The organism is Anabaena azotica FACHB-119 (assembly GCF_014697625.1).
Lineage (GTDB): Bacteria > Cyanobacteriota > Cyanobacteriia > Cyanobacteriales > Nostocaceae > Trichormus > Trichormus azoticus_A.
Genome location: NZ_JACJSG010000049.1, coordinates 1 through 23,062, shown reverse-complemented (window position 1 = coordinate 23,062; position 23,062 = coordinate 1). Strand labels below are relative to the sequence as shown.

The window sequence follows — 23,062 nt, the reverse complement described above, 5'->3', positions numbered from 1 at the left end:
GCTGGCTCAAGATGAAAGTGTTATTTCTCTGAGATCCGCTTCAAGTTAGTAATCACCCAATTTAATCACAACAAATTTATACATATGAATAACACAACTATTAACACAGATGTTTTAATTGTTGGTGGCGGCCCTGTTGGTTTAGCCATGGCCTTAGAACTACGTTACCAAGGAATTGACTGCATCGTTATTGAAGAATCCGATGGAGTGATTAGCCATCCCAAAGTAGGTACTGTTGGGCCAAGGTCAATGGAACTTTTTCGTCGTTGGGGAATTGCCCAGCAACTACGCGATGCCGGTTGGCCTTACGACCATCCTCTAGATATTGCTTGGGTAACAACCGTTGCTGGTCATGAAATTTTCCGGCTGAATTTTCCCTCTGCTGGCGAAAGACCATTACCTGTTTACACACCAGAACCAGAACATCCTTGCCCGCACCACTGGTTAATACCTTTATTAATAAGTAACTTAGGTAAATATCCTGATGGGCTGGTACGTCTTTGCTGCCGTATGGAGAAATTTGAGCAGCAAGATGATGGTGTAGTCGCTCAAGTTACATATCTGGAGAGTGGAAATACACAGACAATTCAAGCCAAATATTTGGTAGCTTGCGATGGTGCTAAAAGCCTCATCCGTAAGGCTTGTGGCGTAGATGCTCCAGCATATCACCCCACCAGAGTATTTCAAAACATTCTTTTTCAAGCTCCAGAGTTACCAGAAATTTTAGGTTCACGTAAAGCTTTGGTCTTTTATATGGTCAACCCCAAAAGGTTGCGCTATCCTCTGCGCTCCATTGACGGTAAAGGCTTGTACCGCTTAACAGCAGTTCCACAAGTAGACGGCGAAACGCGCGATCCGCAAGAAGCGGTTGAAGAGGCATTAGGTATTAATACACCGATAAAAATACTTTCCAGCGTTCAGTGGTATCTTACTCACCGAGTTGCTGAAAATTTCCGTAGCGATCGCATCTTCTTTGTTGGGGATTCTGCTCATACACTATCACCTTCTGGTGGTTTTGGTATGAACACTGGTATTGCTGATGCAGCCGATCTAGGTTGGAAGTTGGCGGCTGTTCTCAAAGGCTGGGCAGGTTCTAACCTACTTGACACCTACGAAACTGAGCGCCGTCCTATTGCTTTGCGAAATATGGAAGAAGCAAACGTTAACTTACAACGTACTCTTAAACGCACCTTGGCTCCAGAAATCATGGACGACTCTCCCGCAGGTGAGCAAGCACGCCAACAAATGGCTGAAAAAATGGAACACAGTGATGTACGCAGGGAATTTGAAGCACCAGGAATTCATTTCGGTTTCCGTTACGAATCGCCTGCTATTATTCCTGATAACTGTCCACTACCTACTAACGATCCCCACCAGTGGACGCAAAGTAGCTACCCAGGCTGTCGAGCGCCTCATGCTTGGTTAGAACCTGGTAAATCTACCTTGGATTTATTTGGTCATCATTTTGTCTTGATGTGTTTCCAAGGACAACAAGGGGTAGAAAACTTTGCAAAAACTTGTCAGCAAAAATCTGTACCTTTTACAAGCATCCAAATCAACAATCCTGACATTGCCAATATTTATGAGCGTGCTTATGTTTTAGTACGCCCCGACGGACACGTAGCTTGGAGAGGCGATAGTTTGCCTGATGATCCAACTGGAGTGATTGACCGTATAAGAGGCTACTTCTAAATTACTCTAAATTCAGCTACAGATATCTTTGAGGCGTATAGTGACAACAGTAATTTCTTCCAAACCCCAGGAAAATTCAGCTAAAAATCTAGCTTCCGTTTCCTTACCTTCCTGGCTTGAGCATAAGTTGGGCAACTGGCTGGCTAACAAATTAACTAAATTTATAGAATCTCAAATTCCAGCCAATGCTCGTTTGTTGGACATGGTAAGTTCTTTTCAGCAGGGGCAATGCTTATATGTGGTGGCTAAATTAAAAGTGGCAGACTGTTTAGTTGATAGCCCTAAACATATTCAAACATTAGCTGAAGAACTCAAGGTTCAGGCTGACCCCTTAGCGCGGATCATGCGCTACCTGTGCGAATTAGGGATTTTTGGACAGGATCATCTCGGCAGATATACCTTAACCCAGGTTTCGGAATTACTGGTTAGCTATCATCCCCAATCTTTGCGCCCTGTAGTGCTTTTATACAATGAGGAGACTTATAACGTCTGGGCTAATCTACTACATACTGTGAAAACAGGTGAGAATACCTTTACCTCTACTTACAATACGCCTTTTTTTAAGTATCACAGTCTATATTCAGACTTTGCTGATATATATAATCAGAGTATGGCTTCTCTCAGCATTCTCCTCGATCAAGCTGTGGCTGAAGATTATGATTTTTCCGTTTACCGTACTCTAGCTGATATTGGTGGTGGACAAGGCAATCTATTGAGACAAATTGCTGAACGCTATTCTTCATTGCAATGTATTCTATTTGATACACAGGCTGTCTTGACGGCAGAAGTTAAGGAACAATGGCAACAAGACCCTATGGATAATCGGGTAAAATTGCAGATTGGTGATTTCTTTCAATCAGTTCCCACAGGTGTCGATGCGTATCTACTGAAAAATGTGATTCACAACTGGCCTGATGAGCAAGTAGTTCAAATATATAAAACTATTCATCAAGCTATGAAACCACAGTCCCGGTTGCTGTTAGCCGAGACGGTAATTTTTGATCACGATGCAATGCAACGTATGAAGCTCAAACTTGACCTTAACATGATGGTCATTCACAGCAGCAAAGAGCGTACAGTAAAACAACACAGTGAACTTTTAGAAACAGCTGGCTTGAAGATAGTAAAAATTGTGCCAACACGATCGCACCTTTCTGTAATTGAAGCTAAACCAATGAATAGCTACTGAGTTCACAAATCCAAAATGAAACTTTATTATGCTCCTGGTTCATCTTTCTGTCAGCGAGTGCTAATTGCGCTTTTGGAAAAAAGTATTAACTTTACACCCTGGCAGGTGAACCTTTTCGATCCACAAGTGCGATCGCACTATCTGCAAATCAATCCTTTTGGTAAAATTCCTACCCTTATCACTGATGATGGTCAAGTAATTTTTGAGGCTTCTATTATCATCCAATATTTAGAAGCACAATTTCCTCACGCACCTCATCTAATTCCCACAGATCCAGAGCTAGCTTTAGAGGTTCGCCTTTTGGAACGAGTTGTTGATGTGTACATCAACGGCGGACGTGAAGCATTATTTGCGGACACTCAACGCCCAATTGATCAGCGAGGCGGTAAACAGGTGATCAAAGCCAAAAGGCTATTAGAAACAGCCTGCGCTCTTTTGGAGGATAAACTTCAAGGGCGTACTTGGTTAGCTGGTGAAGAATTTTCCTTGGCAGACTGTGCTGCTGCTCCTACTCTGACATATTTGCGGATGGTTTACAGCTATCAGCATTTACCCAATTTGACAGATTATGTGAGGCGTTTAGAGTCAAGACCTTCTGTAGTGCAAGTGCAAAATTATGGGTACGAGCAAATGAAGCAGATGCTAGCTGCACTGCAATATCCTTTAGAATTGCCGCCTTTGGAAGCAGTACCAACAACCTAAAGTAGAGGGCAAAAGAATTTCTTCTGCCCTCTGTATATCTAATGATAGGATACTAAAATAATGACAGTTTCTACCGTTGAGAGATTAAACCCATTTATACCGGAAGTTATTCAAGACCCTTATACATTCTACCGACGCTATAGAGAGCTAGATCCTGTTCATTGGGGACTTGCAGCCAACCCCCGCTTATCTGGTAGTTGGTATCTTTTTCGTTATCAAGATGTGATGCAGGTGCTGGAAAGCCCTAAATTCGGTCGTGAAGCGGCAAAAGTGCGGGATGATGGTGAAGGCGCACCAGTACCACCTGCTTATCGAGGGTTTAGAACGGTGGTCAACAATTGGATGGTGTTTAGAGATCCGCCAGACCATACAAGATTGCGATCGCTCGTTAATAAGGTCTTTTCCCCTAAGATGATTGAAAATATTCGTCCAGTCATCTTTGACATTGCTGATAGTTTGTTGGATCAGGTGCAAGCTAATGGTCAAATGGACTTGGTGGACGATTTTGCCTTTCCTCTACCAGTTATGGTAATTGCCACTATGCTGGGTGTAGATCCGCAAGATCGCCCATTATTCCGAGAATGGGCGTTGGCTTTACAACACGCTAGTGCTTCACGCTTAACTCCTTCACCAGAAGTTTATGCCAAAGCTGAACAAGCAACTTGGGGATTTATTGAATATTTTAAGCAGGTAATTGTCCAACGGCACAGCGAACCACGTCAGGATTTAATCACAGCTTTAGTCAAAGCCCAAGATGAAGGTGATAAACTCAGTGATGAAGAAGTTCTAGCAACATGTATCCATCTTTTGACAGCTGGTCACGAAACTACAATCAATTTAATTAGTAAAGGAACGCTAGCATTACTGCGTAACCCAGATGCACTCAAATTATTGCGTTCTCATCCAGAACTTATTACTGGAGCAGTAGAGGAACTGATACGTTATGACAGCCCTGTGCAAATGGTAACACGTTGGGCTTTTGCTGATTTTGAAATTGGCAGCAAACTGATCAGACGTGGGGACAGCGTAGGGTTAATACTTGGTTCAGCCAACCGAGATCCGGCTCGCTTTGTCAATCCTGATGTCCTTGATATTCAACGTCAAGACAACAAGCACTGTGGTTTTGGCAGTGGTATACACTTCTGCCTTGGTTCTGCCTTAGCTCGCGCCGAAGCTCAAATTGCCTTAAATGTCTTACTCAATCGTTTACCCGAACTCAGGTTATTAGACGATAAAGTTGAGTGGGCAAATAATATTGTATTCCACGGGCCAAAACATTTGCACCTTGGATTTAGGGAACCTGTAAATATCTCATAAATTTCCTGAATCTTCGGAGTTGTCATCACTTTCCTGAAATGGGTTCTCGCCAATTTGCAGTTGTTTTTTTGTGCGTTTTAACTGTTTCCACAAAGCTTTGATTTGGTCGTAAGCATCTTCAGGTGATAATTTACCATTAGTTTCTAAGTTGCAAATGTAACTTATTCTTTGAGCAAATTCTTGTAAATTAGCATTAAAGACTAAGTTTTCTGGCTTTACTTGGCCGTAATAACGACCACGGGGATAAAGAAAATTGTCTTTACTCATTGTTGTTTTCTCCATGTTATTAGACTCCTGTTTGTTTAATAGCTGAAGCTGAATCACTAATAGTCTATGCAATTATGGTTTACGGGATATCCCTTGCTACTAGCAACCGCTTCATCATTGACAAAAATGAAACCAAGATAATAGTATTTGATTATTTTAAAATGCTTAATTGAGTTTGTCGTATCTTAGATAAATTTTCAAACTATCGGGGCAAAATTTTGTTGATGTTTTACAAACTTGGCTTTCTCAACTCAGAGTTAGATCAATTTCATTTATTGACCTAATTTAATAACCAGACTAATGGGAAAATATACTATCTGAACATCGAAAGGTGGAGCTAAAACTGAAAATGCTTACAGTTTTAATTTTAAGCATTTTCTCAAAAACTGGTTGTCAAAGCTACAAAACAAAACGGTTGATTTTCCTCCTACTAATAATTAACCTCACCTTATGGCCGCTCATAATCAGGCATTTTTTTGTTTCAATACAGTACAGGTTGAGACAGGGGTGAGGCTAGATATCAGGGATGAGAGGTAAGAATTTTGTCATCCATGTGAAGAGTGCCTGTAAATTGCTTAACAATTTTGATTGGCACTATAAGAGTATATATATATACCTTTTATAATAAAAAACACTTGAATAGTTACAAAAATTATTTTTTACTTGTAAATCTTAATACTTGTATAAATCGTCACAGTCGTATTAAATGAATACCGCAGATAACAGGTGATAGTCTTCTACTGAAAGAGAGAGTTCATTTGACTCTCACCGGACTAAAGTCACGGTGATTCAAACTGTTGTTCCGCGCTGAGGCTTTAGCCATCATTCTCCACAGCTATCTTTCAAGGGATTAACCTTGTGGGACAGTCAAACGTCCCCTACCGTACTTGGCTAAACGCTCCTTGGTTTAGCTGTGACGTTACCTAGTTTTATTTGCAGTTTCCCTTTCAGAGTCCACATATTTCACAAGTTAAGAACGCTCCCAATCCTGCTATTTTCTGCCAGTGGTATAGGCGACGATGATCACGGCTGACTTACTGTGCGGGAGTTTCACCCCTACTAGGATTGTTCAACGCGCTCTTGGTTATTCCTACTCATGTTGAAACTAAAGCTATTTTACCAAAACTGGTAGGCGCTCATCCTACCAAATAGTTTTCATCCCTGGACTAAAGTCACAGGGTTTTCAACATATCCTTTATAATTTTCCAAAAAAGGCAGCGTGAAGCCTTAAGTTAAATATTCCTTTCCTTTGCTGTGTATTCTAATTTTGTGAAGCCAAAATTGGTTACTGACACAGGCGAATAGCTAATGGTGAATAACTAAAGATAAAATGGTGAAGCCCGAAAGGACAAAAGTTGCTCATTGCTCAAATACCGCCAACTATGTCTGTTTATTCCAAGCTATACGAAGGCAAAGCGAAAATTCTCTACGCTACCGACGACCCAGAAATCTTACTGGCTGATTTTAAGGATGATGCCACTGCTTTCAACGCGCAAAAGCGGGGCAGTATCCTTGGCAAAGGGAGGATAAACTGTAGCATCTCCAGCCAGCTATTTCAGCAGTTGGAAGCGTCTGGGATTAAAACTCATTATATTGATAGCCCCAGCCCTAATCAAATGCGGGTAAAAGCTGTGAAGATTCTACCCTTAGAGGTGGTAATCCGTAATATTGCGGCTGGTAGCTTATGTCAGCAAACAGGTATAGAACTGGGTACAGTTTTAAAACAGCCTCTAGTAGAGTTTTATTATAAAAACGATCAATTGGGAGATCCATTACTAACAAGCGATCGCCTACTGTTAATGGAACTAGCCACAGTGGAACAAGTAAACGCAATTACTCATCTTGCATTGCAAATTAACGATTTCCTCAAGGTGTTCTGGCAACGTTGCGGTATTACTCTAGTAGACTTCAAACTAGAATTTGGTTTAGATTCACAACAACAGTTGCTGTTGGCTGATGAAATTAGCCCTGATACCTGTAGATTGTGGAACACTACAGAAACAGATCCCAATCGTCGAGTTTTGGATAAAGACCGTTTCCGGCGCGACTTGGGAAATGTAGAAGATGCTTACCAGGAGGTTTTACAAAGAGTACTACAAGCAGTAGAAATTAAAAGTTAAATTTATGACAACCCAAGTTAATAAATCAAATTGCTAGTCATGTGAATATACTCGCTGATGTGGTACGGGGTAACTGGGAATGGGTAATTGGTTGAACTCATTACCCATCACCAGTCCCTAAATTGACTACTAGCAACTGACGTTAATAAGCAATAATTTTTGATTATTACCAAACAAAAAAGTATATTTGTTATTTTACCTTTGGCAGAAAACAGCAATTGCCCGGTAATGGTGTGTGTGGATGTGAAGAGGAAGAAAGGAATTAAATGAAGATGCGTTTATCTCCCGTATTTGTGGCGGCTGTAGCAATTACAGCACCTTTGACCAGCACTTTAAATGCAACTGCCCAAACTCCTAGCAGTTTAGAACAAACAATAGAAGCGCTCCCACCTGCGACAAATCAGCAGCCAGAACAACATATTAGTTTGCCAACGGTTGAAGCGCAGGCATATATTACATTCCCATCTGTGGAAGTTTCCGCAGATAAATCAACAAAAGTCGCAGAAACGGCAGAAAAAGAGATAATCGTCCCGACATTAGAAGCATCAGCAACGCCAAACCTGGCTGTAGAACAGCCACAGGTGAGTAAAGTTTCCCCTGTGGAAGTTGGCAAATCAAAATTAGCTGCGGCTTTAAGCAAGAATTCTCAGACAATTAATAGTCAGCGATCGCTCACAGTAGCACTTACCCCCTTACAGCCACAACAGAACCCCAGTCAAGAGTCAAGAGTCCCCAACCCCAAAACTGTCATTACATCAGCCAAACAGCTTGTACAAGCACCACAGCAACAACCAAACACCCAGCCAGAAGTAACCCCTCCCACCACCGAACAGCAAACACCTACACCTACACCTGCACCAACCCCAACCCCTGGAACTACACCAGGGACAGAAAATTTCAACACTCCCAACCCCACCCCAACAGAAAATACTGAACCCCGTGTATTGGTGTCAGAAGTCTCAGTCAGAGCGCAATCAGGACAACTCACACCCGAATTAGAAACACAGGTTTACAATGTAATTCGTACCCAAGCAGGACGGACAACCACCCGTTCCCAGTTACAAGAAGATATTAATGCTATCTTTGGCACTGGCTTTTTCTCCAACGTCCAAGCAGTACCAGAAGACACACCACTAGGGGTAAGAGTGAGTTTTGTTGTTCAGCCCAACCCTGTATTAACCAAAGTACAGGTTCAAGCAAACCCAGGTACTAACGTCGCCTCTGTACTACCTCAAACAACTGCTGATGAAATCTTCAAATCCCAGTATGGTAGAATCCTCAACTTGCGGGATTTACAAGAAGGGATCAAGCAGTTAACTAAACGCTATCAAGACCAAGGTTTTGTCCTAGCCAACGTTGTCGGCTCGCCCCAAGTTTCCGAAGATGGAGTTGTCACCCTACAAGTAGCAGAAGGGGTGATAGAAAATATTAACGTCCGGTTCCGCAACAAAGAAGGTCAGGATGTCAACGAAAAAGGAGAACCAATTCGGGGACGGACACAGGAATATATCGTAACGCGAGAATTGCAGTCGCGACCAGGACAGGTATTCAACCGCAACACTGTGCAGAAAGACCTGCAACGAGTATTTGGTACAGGATTGTTTGAAGATGTGAATGTGTCTCTTGACCCTGGTACAGACCCGACTAGGGTGAATGTAGTCGTCAACGTGGTGGAACGCAGTAGCGGTTCCATTGCGGCTGGTGCTGGTATCAGTTCTGCTAGTGGGTTGTTTGGTACAGTCAGCTATCAACAGCAGAACCTCAACGGGAGAAATCAAAAACTAGGTGCAGAAGTACAATTGGGTGAGCGAGAATTACTGTTTGACCTGCGCTTTACCGACCCCTGGATAGCTGGCGATCCTTACCGTACCTCATACACAGCCAATATTTTCCGCCGTCGTTCCATTTCGCTGATTTTTGACGGGCCAGATGAAGATTTAAGAACATATGACCGCAGTAGACCTGAGGATACAGACAGACAAGACCGTCCCCGCGTGACTCGTTTAGGTGGCGGTGTCACTTTTACCCGTCCTCTAGCAGCTAATCCCTTTGAAAGAGCAGAATGGACAGCTTCAGCAGGTTTTCAGTATCAGCGAGTCAGTACCCTTGATGCTGATGGCAGAATCAGAAGCCGAGGGGGTGTATTTGATGATAATGGCAAGCTTACCAGTGAGCTTGTTGACCTCACCGCCTCTGGTACAGGGCAAGATGATTTACTACTACTACAACTAGGAGCGCAACGCGATCGCCGCAATAACCCCTTGCAACCAACTAGCGGTTCCTTCCTCCGTTTCGGCATAGACCAATCAGTACCAGTAGGCTCAGGTAATATTTTCCTAACTAGACTGCGGGGTAGCTACAGCCAATATGTTCCCGTGAGATTTACAGGTTTTGGTAAAGGCCCGGAAACCTTGGCTTTTAACATCCAAGGCGGTACAGTCTTTGGTGATTTACCACCTTATGAAGCTTTTGTTCTGGGTGGTAGTAATTCCGTGCGGGGTTACGAAGACGGTGCTTTAGGTAATGGGCGCAGTTTTGTCCAAGCAACTGTTGAATATCGTTTCCCGGTCTTCTCTGTTGTCAGTGGTGCTTTATTTGTCGATTTCGGTAGTGACTTAGGAACTAGCACCAAAGTAGCTGAAGTGCTGGATAAAAATGGTACTGGCTATGGCTATGGTCTTGGTGTGCGCGTACAATCACCACTGGGGCCGATTCGCGTTGACTATGGTATCAACGATGATGGTGAAAGCCGGATTAACTTCGGTATTGGGGAAAGATTTTAAGTTGGTCATTTGTCAGTTGTCAGTTGTCAACCGTCAACAGTTAACCGTTAACACCAGGGTCTTTACCAAAGATGATTGATCAAGGTATTAAACAGCACTCTCTTGCGGGAGCGATCGCTCGTGAGGGAGTTGGGCTGCATAGTGGTGTGGCTACTCAGGTACGGATACTGCCTGCTGAATCTGGTAGTAGTCGTTACTTTGTGCGAGTAGATTTACCAGATTCCCCGATAATTCCTGCTCAAGTAGCGGCTGTGCATCAGACTGTTCTTTCCACTCAGTTGGGCAAGGATGAAGTCAGCGTCCGCACAGTCGAGCATTTATTAGCAGCCTTAGCGGGGATGGGTGTAGACAACGCCCGTATCGAAATTGACGGGCCGGAAGTACCGCTTTTAGATGGTTCAGCCAAGGAATGGGTAAGTAGTATTGCTGAAGTTGGTTTAGTAGAACAAGCAACCAGTCACTCAGCTTACTTAGATATTTCCGAACCAATTTGGATACGTCAAGACGATGCTTTCGTCGCTGCTATTCCAGCGCCAGAAACTCGTTTTAGCTACGGTATCGATTTTGACTTACCCGCAATTGGTAATCAATGGCACAGTTGGTTACTCACTACCGAGCCAAACCAAGCTGCGTCAAGCTTTGCCCAAGAAATTGCCCCAGCGCGGACTTTCGGTTTACTGCATCAACTCGAATATTTACAGAAATCTGGGTTGATTAAAGGTGGTAGTTTGGATAATGCGCTGGTTTGCGGCCCTGATGGATGGTTAAATCCACCGTTAAGATTTGCAAATGAGCCAGTACGTCATAAAATTTTGGATTTAGTAGGGGATTTGAGTTTATTGGGGTATTTTCCCCGCGCTCATTTCTTAGCTTATAAAGCCAGCCACAATTTACACATTCAACTGGCACAAAAAATTCTCGCTGTAACTAAGTAAATTCCCTACTATACCAGTCAACCCCCAGATTACCAATTAACCACACCGCTAATGTCAATTATCTCTGAAGTAACAGCACCCACATCTACTGAACAACCACCAACTCAGGCGGAAACAACACCTCCAGAACCTAAAAAAACTTTTACATCGGAAGAAATTCAGCAATTATTACCCCACCGTTACCCATTCTTGCTTGTAGACAAAATTATTGACTACACACCAGGAAAAAGTGCGGTAGGTATTAAAAACGTCACCGTCAACGAACCACACTTTACAGGACATTTCCCTGGCAGACCACTAATGCCCGGAGTGCTAATTGTTGAAGCAATGGCACAGGTTGGTGGTATTGTGATGACACAACTACCTGATCTAGAAGGTGGTTTATTTGTGTTTGCTGGTATTGATAAAGTCCGTTTCCGCCGCCAAGTAGTACCAGGCGACCAACTGGTAATGACGGTGGAACTGTTGTGGATCAAACAGCGTCGTTTCGGTAAAATGCAGGGTCGTGCTGAGGTTGACGGACAACTGGCAGCTGAAGGCGAGTTAATGTTCTCCCTGATTAACTGACGATTAGCTTTCGTGGCGTAGGTACAGCCGTGAAGTACCTTAACTCAATCCTGAAAAAGGATAGCAGTAAAGAAAAATCGCCACAAGAGCATCTTATAATTTCTTGATTTTCGCCGCTCACACACTCAACTTGCTTCGCCCGACATATTGTTCACTGAACACTCATACACTCAGCAACGCTAAGTGCTGAAACTTTGACAATCAAAGCAAGGCACTGGCTACTCAAGACAGTTCTGGAGATTCACCTTGAAGACGCTTATTCACCCAACTGCTGTAATTCATCCCAACTCGGAACTGCACCCAACAGTGCAAGTCGGTGCTTATGCTGTGATTGGAGCGCAAGTCAAAGTCGGCCCGGAAACAATTATTGGCGCTCATGCAGTGCTAGAAGGGCCTTGTGAGATTGGGGCGCGAAATCAGATTTTTACAGGTGCAGCTATCGGTATGGAACCCCAGGATCTCAAGTTTGTGGGAGAACCAACTTGGGTCAAAATTGGCAATGATAACTTGATTCGAGAGTATGTGACAATTAATCGTGCTACCGGAGCGGGAGAAGCCACGATTATTGGCAATAATAACTTGTTAATGGCTTATACCCATGTGGCTCACAACTGCGTGATTGAAAACTCCGTAATTATAGCTAACTCCGTAGCCTTAGCGGGTCATGTCCACATAGAATCATGTGCCAGACTAAGCGGAGTTTTGGGTGTCCATCAATTTGTACATATTGGTAGACAAGCAATGGTAGGCGGGATGGCACGTATTGACCGCGATGTGCCGCCATATATGTTGGTAGAAGGTAATCCTGGGCGAATTAGAACCCTGAACCTAGTGGGACTCAAACGCTCTGGTATGGACGCTAGCGATTTGCAACTCCTGAAAAAAGCCTTCCGCATTTTGTACCGTTCTAACCTCACGTTCAAGGAAGCGTTAGAGCAGCTTGAATCTTTAGGGGACACGGAACACCTGCAAAACCTACGCCGTTTTCTCTTACTGTCGCAAATGCCTGGAAGACGGGGTTTGATTCCCGGTAGAAGTAAATCGGGTGGGAGTGATGAGTAGGATGCAGGGGGAGAGGGGGGAGATGAGGGAGATGAGGGAGTGGGGGGAGAAATGTTCGATTCCCAATCCCCAATCCCCAGTCCCCAGTCCCCAGTCCCCAATCCCCAGTCCCCAGTCCCCAATCCCCAGTCCCCAATCCCCAATCCCCAGTCCCCAGTCCCCAGTCCCCAACCCCATACGCATATTTATCAGCACTGGCGAAGTATCTGGCGACTTGCAAGGGTCGCTGTTGATTGCGGCGCTGATGCGTCAGGCTGAGGCTATGGGGCTGGAGTTAGAGATTGTGGCTTTGGGTGGCGAGAAAATGGCAGAGGCGGGGGCGAAGATTTTGGGCAATACAACTAGTATTGGTTCAATGGGGATCTTCGAGTCTCTGCCTTATGTCTTGCCTACTTTGAGAGTACAGCGTCGAGCGATCGCCTATTTAAAACAATATCCCCCAGACTTGGTAGTATTAATCGACTACATGGGGCCGAATCTCGGTATTGGTACGTATATGCAACAGCATTTACCAAATATACCTGTAGCATATTATATCGCGCCCCAGGAGTGGGTCTGGTCGATAAGTTTGCGTAACACCTCGCGCATCGTCGGCTTTACAGATAAGCTGCTGGCAATTTTTCCAGAAGAGGCGCGTTATTTTCGTAACAACGGTGCTAATGTTAGTTGGGTAGGTCATCCCTTGGTTGACCGGATGCAGGATGTTCTGACTAGGGAAGAGGCGCGGAATAAGTTAGGAATTACACCAGAACAAAAGGCGATCGCTCTATTGCCTGCTTCCCGTTGGCAAGAGTTAAAATATCTGTTACCAGTAATTTTTCAAGCTGCCCAAACTATTCAAACTCAATTACCAGAGGCTCATTTTTGGATTCCTTTATCTTTGGAGGTTTATAGACAACCAATTGAGGAAGCTATTAAGAAATATGGTTTAAGGGCGACAGTTGTTTCCGGACAACAAAAAGAAATCTTTGCCGCAGCTGATCTCGCCATTACTAAATCAGGTACAGTTAATTTAGAACTAGCACTGTTAAATGTGCCGCAAGTTGTAGTTTACCGCTTGAATCCTGTTACAGTTTGGATTGCCAGGAAGATTCTTAAAGGTTCTATCCCCTTCGCCTCACCAACTAATTTAGTAGTGATGAAGCCAATTGTACCAGAGTTGTTGCAAGAAGACGCAACGCCTGAAAATATTACTCAAGCTGCAATGGAATTATTACTCAATTCGCAACGGCGATCGCAAATCTTGGCAGATTATCAACAAATGCGCCATTGTTTGGGAGAATTGGGAGTGTGCGATCGCGCGGCTAAAGAAATTTTGCAAATGCTGGAAGATAGAATTAATAACTGTTGACTATTGACCATAACAAGATAAACTCAAACTAAATCCTGGTAATATATTTTCACCTGATAATTCTGTTGGCAGATTTCGCACTTCCACTTCTTGGCTTTGACGATAAATTTCTACTTGCTGCTGTTGAGGATTAATTAACCATCCTAACTGCACCCCAGCATCTAAATATTCCAGCATTTTTTGACGTAGCTTTTTTAAATCGTCTGTTGCTGACCTTAACTCAATGACAAAATCTGGTGCAATGGGGGGAAATCTACGTTTTTGTTCAGTAGTGAGTGCAGCCCAACGTTCCCGCCGTATCCAAGCCGCATCAGGAGAACGGTCTGCGCCATTGGGTAACTTAAATATGGTAGAAGAACTAAAAGTATAACCTAGTCCCGTTTGCCGATTCCAAAATACTAAATCAGCGATCAGGTCTGTCTCTCTATTTCCACTTTCGCCACCAACAGGAGGCATAATAATCAATTCTCCAGTAGCCGTGCGTTCAAATTTTAATTCACTGTTATTTTGACATAATTGATAGAACTGTTCGTCAGTGAGATGAACTGTGTCTAAGTTCAATGTCAAGGGACTAATAACCATACAGATAAGTGAGATAGCGGCGACAATACTATGCTAATTTCTGTTTCATTAGATTATGGAGATGTTTTACAAAAATACTTTTTGGGTATTTTATGTGATATAGTATACTAAATTTAAATGTATGTAATAATTTCCCTACTTGATGCTTTTAATAATTATTTTACTTTTAAAGTAACACTTAAATCAAGAAAAATATTGCATTGTAATAGATATTATTATTTGCAATTCTGGAACTTTGAGCTAAAGGCTTTAAATCTATAATCGGTATGATTAGCACCCAGCACTTAGAACTCAAACCTCTGTCAAAAAGACCCATTGCTGTAGATTTATTTGCGGGTGCGGGTGGAATGACGCTTGGTTTTGAACAGGCTGGCTTTGATGTGTTGGCGGCGGTAGAAATTGATCCAATTCACTGTGCAGTCCACGAATATAACTTCCCGTTTTGCTCAGTTTTGTGTAAAAGTGTAGAGGATACGACAGGAAAAGAAATCCGCGATCGCTCACATATTGGTAATAAGGAAATTGATGTGGTAATTTCCGGTTCACCCTGTCAAGGTTTTTCACTGATGGGTAAAAGGGTTCTTGATGACCCTCGTAATTCCTTAGTATTTCATTTTCATCGGTTAGTTTTAGAATTACAACCAAAATTCTTTGTCATGGAAAATGTCAAAGGAATTACAGTTGGTGAACATAAACGAATCCTTAAAGCTTTAATTGATGAATTTAAAATCCAAGGTTATCAAGTAGAAGAAAATTATCAAATTCTTAATGCTACCTATTATGGCGTACCGCAAGCGCGGGAAAGATTATTTCTACTTGGTGCTAGGGAAGATGTGGAATTACCAAAATATCCCCAGCCAATAACTAAGCCAGTCAATACTAATAGATTAAAAGCTAAGGATTTATCTAATCTACCAATTTGCCCTACTGTTTGGGAAGCGATCGGAGATTTACCAGAGGTAGAACAATACTCAGATTTGTTAACAAAAGATTCGATAATTGCCGAGTATGGCAAGGCGAGTAATTACGCTGCAATACTTCGCAATATTAATAGCCTAGCAGATGATTATTCATACGATCGCCTATTTGATTCTCGTCTGCTTTCCTCCAGTTTGAGAACCAAACATTCACAAGCAACCATCGAACGTTTTGCAGCTACAGTTCCAGGTGAAAGAGAACCCGTTAGCCGTTTTTATAAATTACATCCTGCTGGTGTCTGCAATACCTTAAGGGCTGGAACTGACAAGTATAGAGGTTCTTTCACTTCACCTAGACCGATTCATCCATTTACATCAAGATGTATTACAGTCAGAGAAGCAGCAAGATTACATTCTTATCCAGACTGGTTTAGATTTCACATCACCAAATGGCACGGTTTTCGTCAAGTCGGTAACTCTGTACCGCCATTGTTAGCCAAAGCTGTCGCCGCAGAGATTATTCACAAATTGAATATATCACCTATTAAACCCAGTATATCCTACGAATTGGGAGCGGAAAAGCTATTACAACTAAATATATCTCAAGCCGCACAAAAATATGGACTTGTTGACAGTTGACTATTATAGCAGGGGACAGGTGATAGGCTGAAAAGCCGCTTGCGATAAAGATTCTATGATTCATCTTTGTCCTAACATATGTGGTGAATGCTATAATTACCAATTACAGCATTCACCACATGGATGAATCATAAAGTCTTTATGGCAAACCGATTTTGAAGCTGTACCCTGTCCCCTGTCACCTGTTCCCTGCTATACTACGACCAACTACGGAAGAATGTACTATCTTCCCAAATGCTAGCAGTAAGTTGAGCGATCGCCGCCAATTCTTTTTCCGGTAGAGGTCGAAAAGCACAGGCTACTTTCACATTACTTTCTAATTGTGCAACAGTTTCCGCCGCAATTACACAACAATGAACTCCAGGCTGAGACAAAGTATATCCCATCGCTTGTTCCATACCCGTCAACCCATCTGGTTTAAACAAGCGTCCATAAGCTGGGACTTTCATCGCAACTACACCTACATTTTTTGCTTTCGCTACTGGTAACACTACAGGGATGAAAGGACGCGGGTGATGTTTGTCAGCAGCGTTAACTGGTATAAGTGTTGTATGGAAAGGATAGCGACGTAAACCTTCAACAATTACTTCAGGATCACGGTGTCCGGTAATACCTGTAAATCTAACTAATTTTTGGGTAATGGCTTCTTCTAAAGCTTTAATTGCACCAGAGGGACTAAATATAGTATCGAGTTCTTCGGGGAAAGAAACGTGATGTAATTGCCACAAATCAAGGTAATCTGTATTTAGACGTTTCAGCGATCGCTCCAATTCTCGCCATGCACCATCCCTATCTCTTTGATCAGTCTTACTAGCTAAAAATATTTTACTGCGATGGGGTGGTAAAACTTTGCCTAAATAATCTTCACTCGGCCCGTAACTTGCAGCCGTATCAAAATAGCGAATACCCACTTCTAAAGCTTTGCGAATAATTGCTTCAGCATCAGACTGTTTTCCTTCCCAAGATAGCGGAGTTTGTCCTGCGCCTCCCAAGCCAAAAATAGGAACTTTCACTTCTGTACGCCCTAAAATGCGTTCAGGCATGATTACTGTTGGTGTAACAGTGTTACTAGCATTTTGTGGCAAAGCACTTGTCACCATTATACCTCCAGTTACAGCAGCACTAGTCAACAGAAAGTTACGCCTGGTCTGTTTTGCTGTCATAATTTAGGTGAAATCGCTATTCTGTTTGTATGCTAACAAAAATGCGATAGCTTTACTTAGCACCTTGAGTATTTTTTTCTGCATAACCCAAGCTTTTTTATACTCAGTAATTTGCTGTTGAGCTATTGCATAATTAGGGCTAGAAGGTGGTACTGTTTTCATAAGTGCGATCGCTGCTTGCCATTGAGTGATAGCCGTTTTCCATTCTTTGTGAGACTTGGCTGTTTTTGTTAAATTAGCTGCATTGATTGCTTTATTTAACCCTTTTTGAAATATGCCTGCATCCTGTTTAACAGGGTATGATAACTGCGGAGAAGATATATAAAGACTTAAATTATTTTTCATTTCTGGAAACTTAAAATATAAGTATATTCCGGCTCCACCTAAAATTAATAAATTAAAGATTAATCTTACTATTTTAAATCTTTTAGCTCTTGGTCGATAATTCTGGTCACTTAATCCGACTTGGGTCTGTTGTTTCTTTCTTTTCTTGGCTGGTACTACTGCTATCTCATCCTGAACATCATAGCCAAACTCTAAGTTAGAATCTTTGGGAGAAATATTATTTTTCTTTTTAAAGATTGCTGTGATTTTATTATGCAAAAACTTCCTAAATAAGTACTCAACTTGGTATAGATAACTAGCATTGAATAACCAAACTATAAACCAAGGTTTAAATAAAAAATCTCCATTGTTAATACTGTTAAAAATTAACTTTAATGCTCGTTCAGTAAACCGTCCTGTACATACATTTAAAAACTCTAACTTTTCAGAAACCTTACAATCTAGAAAAGCTAGCTCTGAAAAGACAGACATGATAATAATAAAAGATAATGCTAATACAAAAATAGTATACAAACCATGCCAAAAGCTGATAAAACTAGGCATAAGTTTAGATAGGTAACTTCTTGAGCTACGCTGATGCCATATATACCAAACAAAGTGATAAAAAAAAGCTAAAACACTTGCTGGTAATATTAAGCCAATTAAAATAGAAAAGGATAAAAGTAAAGGACTACTTTCAACTAAAGATATAATTATGCCAGTTAAACCAAACACTATTAGATTTGTACTTGGTAAAGCAATTGGTACTAAAATTAATGCTCTAAGCCAAGAACTAGGATATGGAAACCATACAGACCAAGAAAAATCTCTCAGGTTATGCTTGGCCTGCTCTAAAAAATTTGGCTTTGTCATAATCAGTTAATGCTAATACCATCACGATCAATTTACCAGCGCTATGATTACCTGTTACAGTTAATCAAACAGATTTATGGTTTGAAAAAATCCCCGCTATGAAAGCCTAAATAACAAAATTACTACAGCGTGAGAATAACGCAATTACTATGAAAACCAGTTGGAGAGTTTAAACTTCTTTCGTAATTACAGATACGCCATCACTTATACTTACTTTTTTAATCAAAAAATCTTTACAAGATGACAAAATATCATTTGTCATTAAATTAGCAATGCTTTCAAAAGTTTGATTATTTAAACCGCATTCACTGTTACCATTTAAAATAATAGAAACAGTAAAAACATGATTATCTTCTATTTTTTCTATTGCTTCTAGTTCAAATTCTTCAGCCCAAACTGGTAATTCCTCGCCAGGTGTTTGTCCGTATACTTTCACCTTTTCAATAGATGTAATACCTAAACTAGTAACTCCCTTATGAACAAACGCTACTAAAGCTTGTTGATTAGAAAGATTAGCAGACTCTAACATTACCTGTAAGCAAGCATCTTTCAAGATAACTTTTGCCGTGATACCTTTAGGCTTTAGAAAACGATTCATCAAGAATGCGATCGCCTGAGTATTTCCCTGTTTAGCGAGTTTTACGAGTTTTGCCTGTGTCATACGCAAATCAAGCCCAAAATTAGCCAATAAATCCTCTACACTTAGGATTCCCCATTCATCGACACAAACAACAGCAGATGAAAAATTTAAAAATCTTTACTATACCTAAGTAAATTTATGGAAATTGCTAAAATTATTATTTATACGTAATTTATAAGTATGAAGACTTCTCAACCTCATCCTTGGCCTTTGACAGTAGAGGAAGCCATAGCCATTCAAGAAGAATTACGCACCCAAGTAATCACAGAGGATCAGTTTAAACAACCTGTAGAGTATGTAGCTGGTGTTGATATGGGTTTTGAAGCCGATGGTACAATTAGCCGCGCAGCAGTCGCAGTACTAAGTTTCCCCGATTTGCAAGTCATCGAAACCAACCTAGCATATCGTCCCACATCGTTTCCTTACATTCCCGGATTTCTCTCATTTCGAGAAATACCAGCAGTACTTGATGCCCTAGAAAAAATTAAAACCACACCAGATATTATTTTATGCGACGGTCAAGGAATTGCTCACCCTCGCAGATTAGGAATAGCCAGCCACTTAGGTGTCTTGCTCAACATACCAACAATTGGTGTAGCTAAATCATTACTAATTGGTAAACATGAAGAACTACCAGACACAAGAGGCAGTTGGCAACCATTAATACATAAAAGTGAAACTATCGGAGCCGTGTTAAGAACTCGTACAGGAGTAAAGCCAGTCTACGTGTCTACAGGTCATAAAATCAGTTTACACACAGCTATCGACTACGTATTACGCTGCACACCCAAGTACAGACTACCAGAAACTACTCGTGTAGCTGATAAACTAGCATCCAATCGATAAAACAATACGCTCAATACCTTGATCAATTACTAATGACCAATGATCACCTATAACGAGAGACTTCATTTGTACCAATCTAGTATAAAGTTTGTTCTCAAACCTTGCCTGACAATCCTAACTCGTGTTAGGAATCGCACAGAAGGAAGTTGAAGTAACTAAATCAAAGAGTTACCCAAGTTAAAACAATGAACGCACTAACTCTACAGTGGCAAGATTCTGGACAGCAGAGAAAACAACAAATTTACGAACAACAACCAAGTAAAAATCCTGGTACTGTCCGCATTGGTCGAGATCCTCTCCGGTGCGATATTGTTTTAACTAACCCAACAGTATCAGGACTGCACGTAGAAATATTTTTTCACCCACAGCAACAAACTTTTTATATCAGAAATTTGCGATCGCCAAACCCCCCTCTTGTAGACGGACAGCAACTTATACAAGGCGAAAAACCCTTAAACCAAGGAAGTATCATCCACTTAGGTCAAGTCAAACTCCAAGTTACTGCTATTACCATCAACACCATTCCCGCCACAATTCTAGCCCCACCACAACCACCTATAAATGGTCAACAAATTATCCCTCCAGTACGCCAACAGCCAACACCACCACCGATACATCATCACCATCCAACACCACCACCAAAAATGTACGGTTTAGAGTGTCCGAAATGCCATCGCGTATCCTCACTCGAAAATCTGCAAATTGGTTGCCCTTGGTGTGGTACATCTCTAGCCGCAGCCGTCAGCGTACTCGTCGCACCAAATTGAAGAGATAGGACTTGGGAACAATAAGGCAGATAAAACAACTGACAACTGACCAATGACTAACCAACAAATTCGATTAAGTTGGGAAGACCCAACAACAGGGGAACGGCGAGAACCAAAGTTGAATGCGCCCATAGCCTTTGGTCGAGAATTTGCCCGGTTGCCTGTGGAACAGGAAGGACAGCGTGTTTCACGAATCTTACTTAATAGTAATGAAGTTTCTCGTTATCATGCCCTGATTGTCTGGGAAAACAATCAATTGGTAGTAATTGATCAAGGTAGCGTTAACGGTATATTCATCAACAGCCAGCAACAAAAGCGCGGCGTTCTCGCTCACGGCGATACATTGCAAATTGGCCCCTACATCATCATGGTGACTCTGGCAGCTAGTGTTACAGTACCAGTCACCAGTCCACCTTCCTTAATCCAATTCAATCCCAATACTAACCTTCCCGATCCCCACATACCACAAAACCCTGCCTTCACACCTTTAGGAAGTAATTTTCCCCCACCAGCATTTCAAGCAGAACAAGTTTCAGTACAAGCACTCCACGCCATAAGACTACCTGTGGATGAATGCGACTATTTAACAATTGGCGGAGGACTAGGTAGTTTCATTTGGGCTGATTTATTGAGAATAAGCGGTGTCCGTACCGAAAAAATTGTCGCATTGGGCTTAGAAGCCGAACCTTACGCCCGTTACAAACGCCTTTGCCTCAACTCCCAAATACCCCTACATGAAAGACTGCGTTCAAACTCAGACTCCTGCCCTGATAATATCTGGGGTTGGCCGAGTTACGCTTGGCGAGAAGCTTGGCAGGACTTCACCAAAGGTAAGCTAAACACAGCACTACAATATCTATGGCAGGTATTCGCCGAACCCACCTTTGCCGAAACTTATACTCCCCGCGCAGGTAACGTCTTCGACTCCATCGACCGAGAAGCCAAACGCATCGGCTGGGGTCAAATTTATCGTTATGGGCGAGTTAGAGCCATTCGCAAAACAGATGATGGTAGATATTGTGTAGCCTATTCTCGCGGACAAGGCAATCATGCCTTTTTCGTCAGTCGCTATCTACACCTAGCTACCGGGTATCCAGCAATTCAGTTTCTTCCAGACTTGCAAACTTATAGAGAAAAATATCAAGACTTTAAATCCGTCGTCAATGCTTATGAAGCACACGATCATGTATATGAACAATTAGAACGCCAAGGTGGCACAGTTTTAATTCGCGGAAGAGGAATTGTAGCTTCACGTATAGTCCAGCGAATTTATGAAGCAAGGCGGAAAAACTCTAACATTACAGTTTTACATTTGATGCGATCGCCCAAACCCCAAGGCAACAAATTTCAAAAAGCCACACGTTTAGTCAAAAACCATTACGAATTTCAACCCTTCAATTGGCCCAAAGCCTGCTGGAGTGGTGAACTTCGAGTCATGTTAGAACAAGCCACCCCAGAAGAACGCAAACGCTTACTAACAGACTGGGGTGGTACAACCACCGCCGACCGCCTCGACTGGCAACGCATTACAGAAGCAGGATTAAGAGAAGGCTGGTATCAAATCACCTTCGGCGAAGTTTTGGGAGTGGAAAGAGATTCACAAAATCGCACCATCACCCAAATTCAAGAAAAAGGCTTCGGGCAAATGCAACTCATAGCCGATTTCATAGTTGATGCCACTGGTTTAGATGCCAAAGTGCAAGCCAGTCCCTTATTAGAAGACCTAGTAAAACAATACAACTTGCCCTTAAACCATCTCGGACGCTTAACCGTCGCCAATAACTTTGAAATCCCAGAAATGCGAAACGGTAAAGGACAAATGTACGCAGCCGGGGCAATTACCCTTGGCGGCCCTTACGCAGCCGTCGATAGTTTCTTGGGCTTACAATACGCCTGCCTAGTAGCCGTCGATGGACTTGCCTCAGCCCACGCCCCTGGTGTCCGGCGTTTAAATGCGGTCAGTTCCTTTGGACAGTGGTTAAAGTGGGTACTCAACCAGTTACCCTCATGACCACAAAAAATTCTGTTTCCCAACAGTCCATCAATATAGACTTTACTTCACCCGTGGGAAGCACTATCTCAAAAGCCTTGCTGTAGAAGCATTTGAAGCGACGAAAAAATGTTTTCCAGAAATCTTGGAAAAAAGGTTGACAGCCCTGAATAGGTTAGCTATATTGAATAAGTGCCTGAGAGACGGACGCGATAAAGCGACCCTCAAAGGAGCCGAACCATGAAAATATTATAGTTTGAAAGCTAGTATACAACAATAGCCTGCGTCAAGAAAATAAAAAACACCGGGCTGAGGTGTAAAACCAGCCAATTGAGC

General features: G+C 42.2%; 19 protein-coding genes. 14 read left to right on the top strand and 5 right to left on the bottom strand.

Annotation, left to right across the window (positions count from 1 at the left end; all coding sequences use genetic code 11):
- The first annotated feature begins 84 nt into the window (after positions 1-84).
- The 4 genes from H6G83_RS27705 to H6G83_RS27690 are packed head-to-tail and all read left to right on the top strand — an operon-like array spanning position 85 to position 4,900.
- Positions 85-1,692, top strand: a complete 1,608-nt coding sequence (locus H6G83_RS27705) for an FAD-dependent monooxygenase (protein ID WP_190478045.1) — start codon at positions 85-87, stop codon at positions 1,690-1,692.
- Positions 1,693-1,732: 40 nt separating this feature from the next.
- Entirely contained in the window at positions 1,733-2,881 is a 1,149-nt protein-coding gene (locus tag H6G83_RS27700; protein ID WP_190478043.1) for a methyltransferase, read from the top strand.
- A 15-nt stretch (positions 2,882-2,896) separates the two neighbouring features.
- Complete coding sequence (locus H6G83_RS27695; RefSeq protein WP_190478041.1) at positions 2,897-3,583, top strand: glutathione S-transferase family protein; 687 nt, start codon at positions 2,897-2,899, stop codon at positions 3,581-3,583.
- A 60-nt stretch (positions 3,584-3,643) separates the two neighbouring features.
- Positions 3,644-4,900 (top strand): cytochrome P450, encoded by a 1,257-nt coding sequence (locus H6G83_RS27690; RefSeq protein WP_190478039.1) that lies wholly within the window; start codon positions 3,644-3,646, stop codon positions 4,898-4,900.
- Here the strand turns inward: H6G83_RS27690 and H6G83_RS27685 are convergent.
- Positions 4,895-5,167, bottom strand: coding sequence for a DUF7219 family protein (locus tag H6G83_RS27685; protein ID WP_242044857.1), 273 nt, complete (start codon positions 5,165-5,167; stop codon positions 4,895-4,897). The two genes, H6G83_RS27690 and H6G83_RS27685, sit on opposite strands and share 6 nt — an antisense overlap.
- A 1,382-nt stretch (positions 5,168-6,549) precedes the next feature.
- Here H6G83_RS27685 and purC point away from each other — a divergent pair.
- The 6 genes from purC to lpxB all read left to right on the top strand — a co-directional run bounded on the left by purC (position 6,550) and on the right by lpxB (position 13,985).
- Positions 6,550-7,287, top strand: a complete 738-nt coding sequence (purC, locus tag H6G83_RS27680; protein ID WP_190478034.1) for a phosphoribosylaminoimidazolesuccinocarboxamide synthase — start codon at positions 6,550-6,552, stop codon at positions 7,285-7,287.
- Between the two features lie 272 nt (positions 7,288-7,559).
- On the top strand, positions 7,560-10,070 hold the full coding sequence (locus H6G83_RS27675; RefSeq protein WP_190478032.1) for a BamA/TamA family outer membrane protein: 2,511 nt from the start codon (positions 7,560-7,562) through the stop codon (positions 10,068-10,070).
- Positions 10,071-10,156: 86 nt separating this feature from the next.
- The gene (lpxC, locus tag H6G83_RS27670; RefSeq protein ID WP_190478097.1) at positions 10,157-11,005 is read left to right on the top strand and encodes a UDP-3-O-acyl-N-acetylglucosamine deacetylase; all 849 of its coding nucleotides are present in this window, start codon (positions 10,157-10,159) and stop codon (positions 11,003-11,005) included.
- 51 nt (positions 11,006-11,056) lie between these two features.
- Complete coding sequence (fabZ, locus tag H6G83_RS27665) at positions 11,057-11,572, top strand: 3-hydroxyacyl-ACP dehydratase FabZ (RefSeq protein ID WP_190478030.1); 516 nt, start codon at positions 11,057-11,059, stop codon at positions 11,570-11,572.
- A gap of 246 nt (positions 11,573-11,818) precedes the next feature.
- On the top strand, positions 11,819-12,634 hold the full coding sequence (gene lpxA, locus H6G83_RS27660) for an acyl-ACP--UDP-N-acetylglucosamine O-acyltransferase (protein ID WP_190478028.1): 816 nt from the start codon (positions 11,819-11,821) through the stop codon (positions 12,632-12,634).
- Positions 12,635-12,809: 175 nt separating this feature from the next.
- Positions 12,810-13,985, top strand: a complete 1,176-nt coding sequence (gene lpxB, locus H6G83_RS27655; protein WP_190478095.1) for a lipid-A-disaccharide synthase — start codon at positions 12,810-12,812, stop codon at positions 13,983-13,985.
- Here the strand turns inward: lpxB and H6G83_RS27650 are convergent, their stop codons facing one another.
- On the bottom strand, positions 13,986-14,567 hold the full coding sequence (locus H6G83_RS27650; protein ID WP_190478026.1) for a Uma2 family endonuclease: 582 nt from the start codon (positions 14,565-14,567) through the stop codon (positions 13,986-13,988).
- A 266-nt stretch (positions 14,568-14,833) separates the two neighbouring features.
- Between H6G83_RS27650 and H6G83_RS27645 the strand changes: the two genes are divergently transcribed.
- Complete coding sequence (locus tag H6G83_RS27645; protein ID WP_190478024.1) at positions 14,834-16,123, top strand: DNA cytosine methyltransferase; 1,290 nt, start codon at positions 14,834-14,836, stop codon at positions 16,121-16,123.
- Between the two features lie 197 nt (positions 16,124-16,320).
- Here H6G83_RS27645 and H6G83_RS27640 read toward each other — a convergent pair whose 3' ends face one another.
- From H6G83_RS27640 to H6G83_RS27630, 3 genes are all read right to left on the bottom strand, one after another.
- Positions 16,321-17,286, bottom strand: a complete 966-nt coding sequence (locus H6G83_RS27640) for an aldo/keto reductase (RefSeq protein ID WP_190478022.1) — start codon at positions 17,284-17,286, stop codon at positions 16,321-16,323.
- A gap of 3 nt (positions 17,287-17,289) precedes the next feature.
- A complete protein-coding gene (locus H6G83_RS27635) occupies positions 17,290-18,483 on the bottom strand; it encodes a hypothetical protein (protein WP_190478020.1) in 1,194 nt (397 codons plus the stop codon).
- A gap of 169 nt (positions 18,484-18,652) precedes the next feature.
- A complete protein-coding gene (locus tag H6G83_RS27630) occupies positions 18,653-19,171 on the bottom strand; it encodes a hypothetical protein (RefSeq protein WP_242044856.1) in 519 nt (172 codons plus the stop codon).
- A 132-nt stretch (positions 19,172-19,303) separates the two neighbouring features.
- Between H6G83_RS27630 and nfi the strand changes: the two genes are divergently transcribed.
- The 3 genes from nfi to H6G83_RS27615 all read left to right on the top strand — a co-directional run bounded on the left by nfi (position 19,304) and on the right by H6G83_RS27615 (position 22,747).
- Positions 19,304-19,969, top strand: coding sequence for a deoxyribonuclease V (nfi, locus tag H6G83_RS27625; protein WP_190478019.1), 666 nt, complete (start codon positions 19,304-19,306; stop codon positions 19,967-19,969).
- 185 nt (positions 19,970-20,154) lie between these two features.
- Complete coding sequence (locus tag H6G83_RS27620; protein ID WP_190478017.1) at positions 20,155-20,736, top strand: FHA domain-containing protein; 582 nt, start codon at positions 20,155-20,157, stop codon at positions 20,734-20,736.
- A gap of 52 nt (positions 20,737-20,788) precedes the next feature.
- Entirely contained in the window at positions 20,789-22,747 is a 1,959-nt protein-coding gene (locus H6G83_RS27615; RefSeq protein WP_190478015.1) for an FHA domain-containing protein, read from the top strand.
- Positions 22,748-23,062 lie beyond the last annotated feature (315 nt).

What these genes read in the sequence shown, in the direction of transcription:
- H6G83_RS27640 (WP_190478022.1), bottom strand. Translation starts at nt 17,286, where the DNA reads ATGACAGCAAAACAGACCAGGCGTAACTTTCTGTTGACTAGTGCTGCT.
- H6G83_RS27615 (WP_190478015.1), top strand. Translation starts at nt 20,789, where the DNA reads ATGACTAACCAACAAATTCGATTAAGTTGGGAAGACCCAACAACAGGG.
- H6G83_RS27650 (WP_190478026.1), bottom strand. Translation starts at nt 14,567, where the DNA reads ATGGTTATTAGTCCCTTGACATTGAACTTAGACACAGTTCATCTCACT.
- H6G83_RS27635 (WP_190478020.1), bottom strand. Translation starts at nt 18,483, where the DNA reads ATGACAAAGCCAAATTTTTTAGAGCAGGCCAAGCATAACCTGAGAGAT.
- purC (WP_190478034.1), top strand. Translation starts at nt 6,550, where the DNA reads ATGTCTGTTTATTCCAAGCTATACGAAGGCAAAGCGAAAATTCTCTAC.
- H6G83_RS27685 (WP_242044857.1), bottom strand. Translation starts at nt 5,167, where the DNA reads ATGAGTAAAGACAATTTTCTTTATCCCCGTGGTCGTTATTACGGCCAA.
- H6G83_RS27675 (WP_190478032.1), top strand. Translation starts at nt 7,560, where the DNA reads ATGCGTTTATCTCCCGTATTTGTGGCGGCTGTAGCAATTACAGCACCT.
- H6G83_RS27620 (WP_190478017.1), top strand. Translation starts at nt 20,155, where the DNA reads ATGAACGCACTAACTCTACAGTGGCAAGATTCTGGACAGCAGAGAAAA.
- nfi (WP_190478019.1), top strand. Translation starts at nt 19,304, where the DNA reads ATGAAGACTTCTCAACCTCATCCTTGGCCTTTGACAGTAGAGGAAGCC.
- H6G83_RS27695 (WP_190478041.1), top strand. Translation starts at nt 2,897, where the DNA reads ATGAAACTTTATTATGCTCCTGGTTCATCTTTCTGTCAGCGAGTGCTA.
- H6G83_RS27645 (WP_190478024.1), top strand. Translation starts at nt 14,834, where the DNA reads ATGATTAGCACCCAGCACTTAGAACTCAAACCTCTGTCAAAAAGACCC.
- fabZ (WP_190478030.1), top strand. Translation starts at nt 11,057, where the DNA reads ATGTCAATTATCTCTGAAGTAACAGCACCCACATCTACTGAACAACCA.
- H6G83_RS27690 (WP_190478039.1), top strand. Translation starts at nt 3,644, where the DNA reads ATGACAGTTTCTACCGTTGAGAGATTAAACCCATTTATACCGGAAGTT.
- H6G83_RS27705 (WP_190478045.1), top strand. Translation starts at nt 85, where the DNA reads ATGAATAACACAACTATTAACACAGATGTTTTAATTGTTGGTGGCGGC.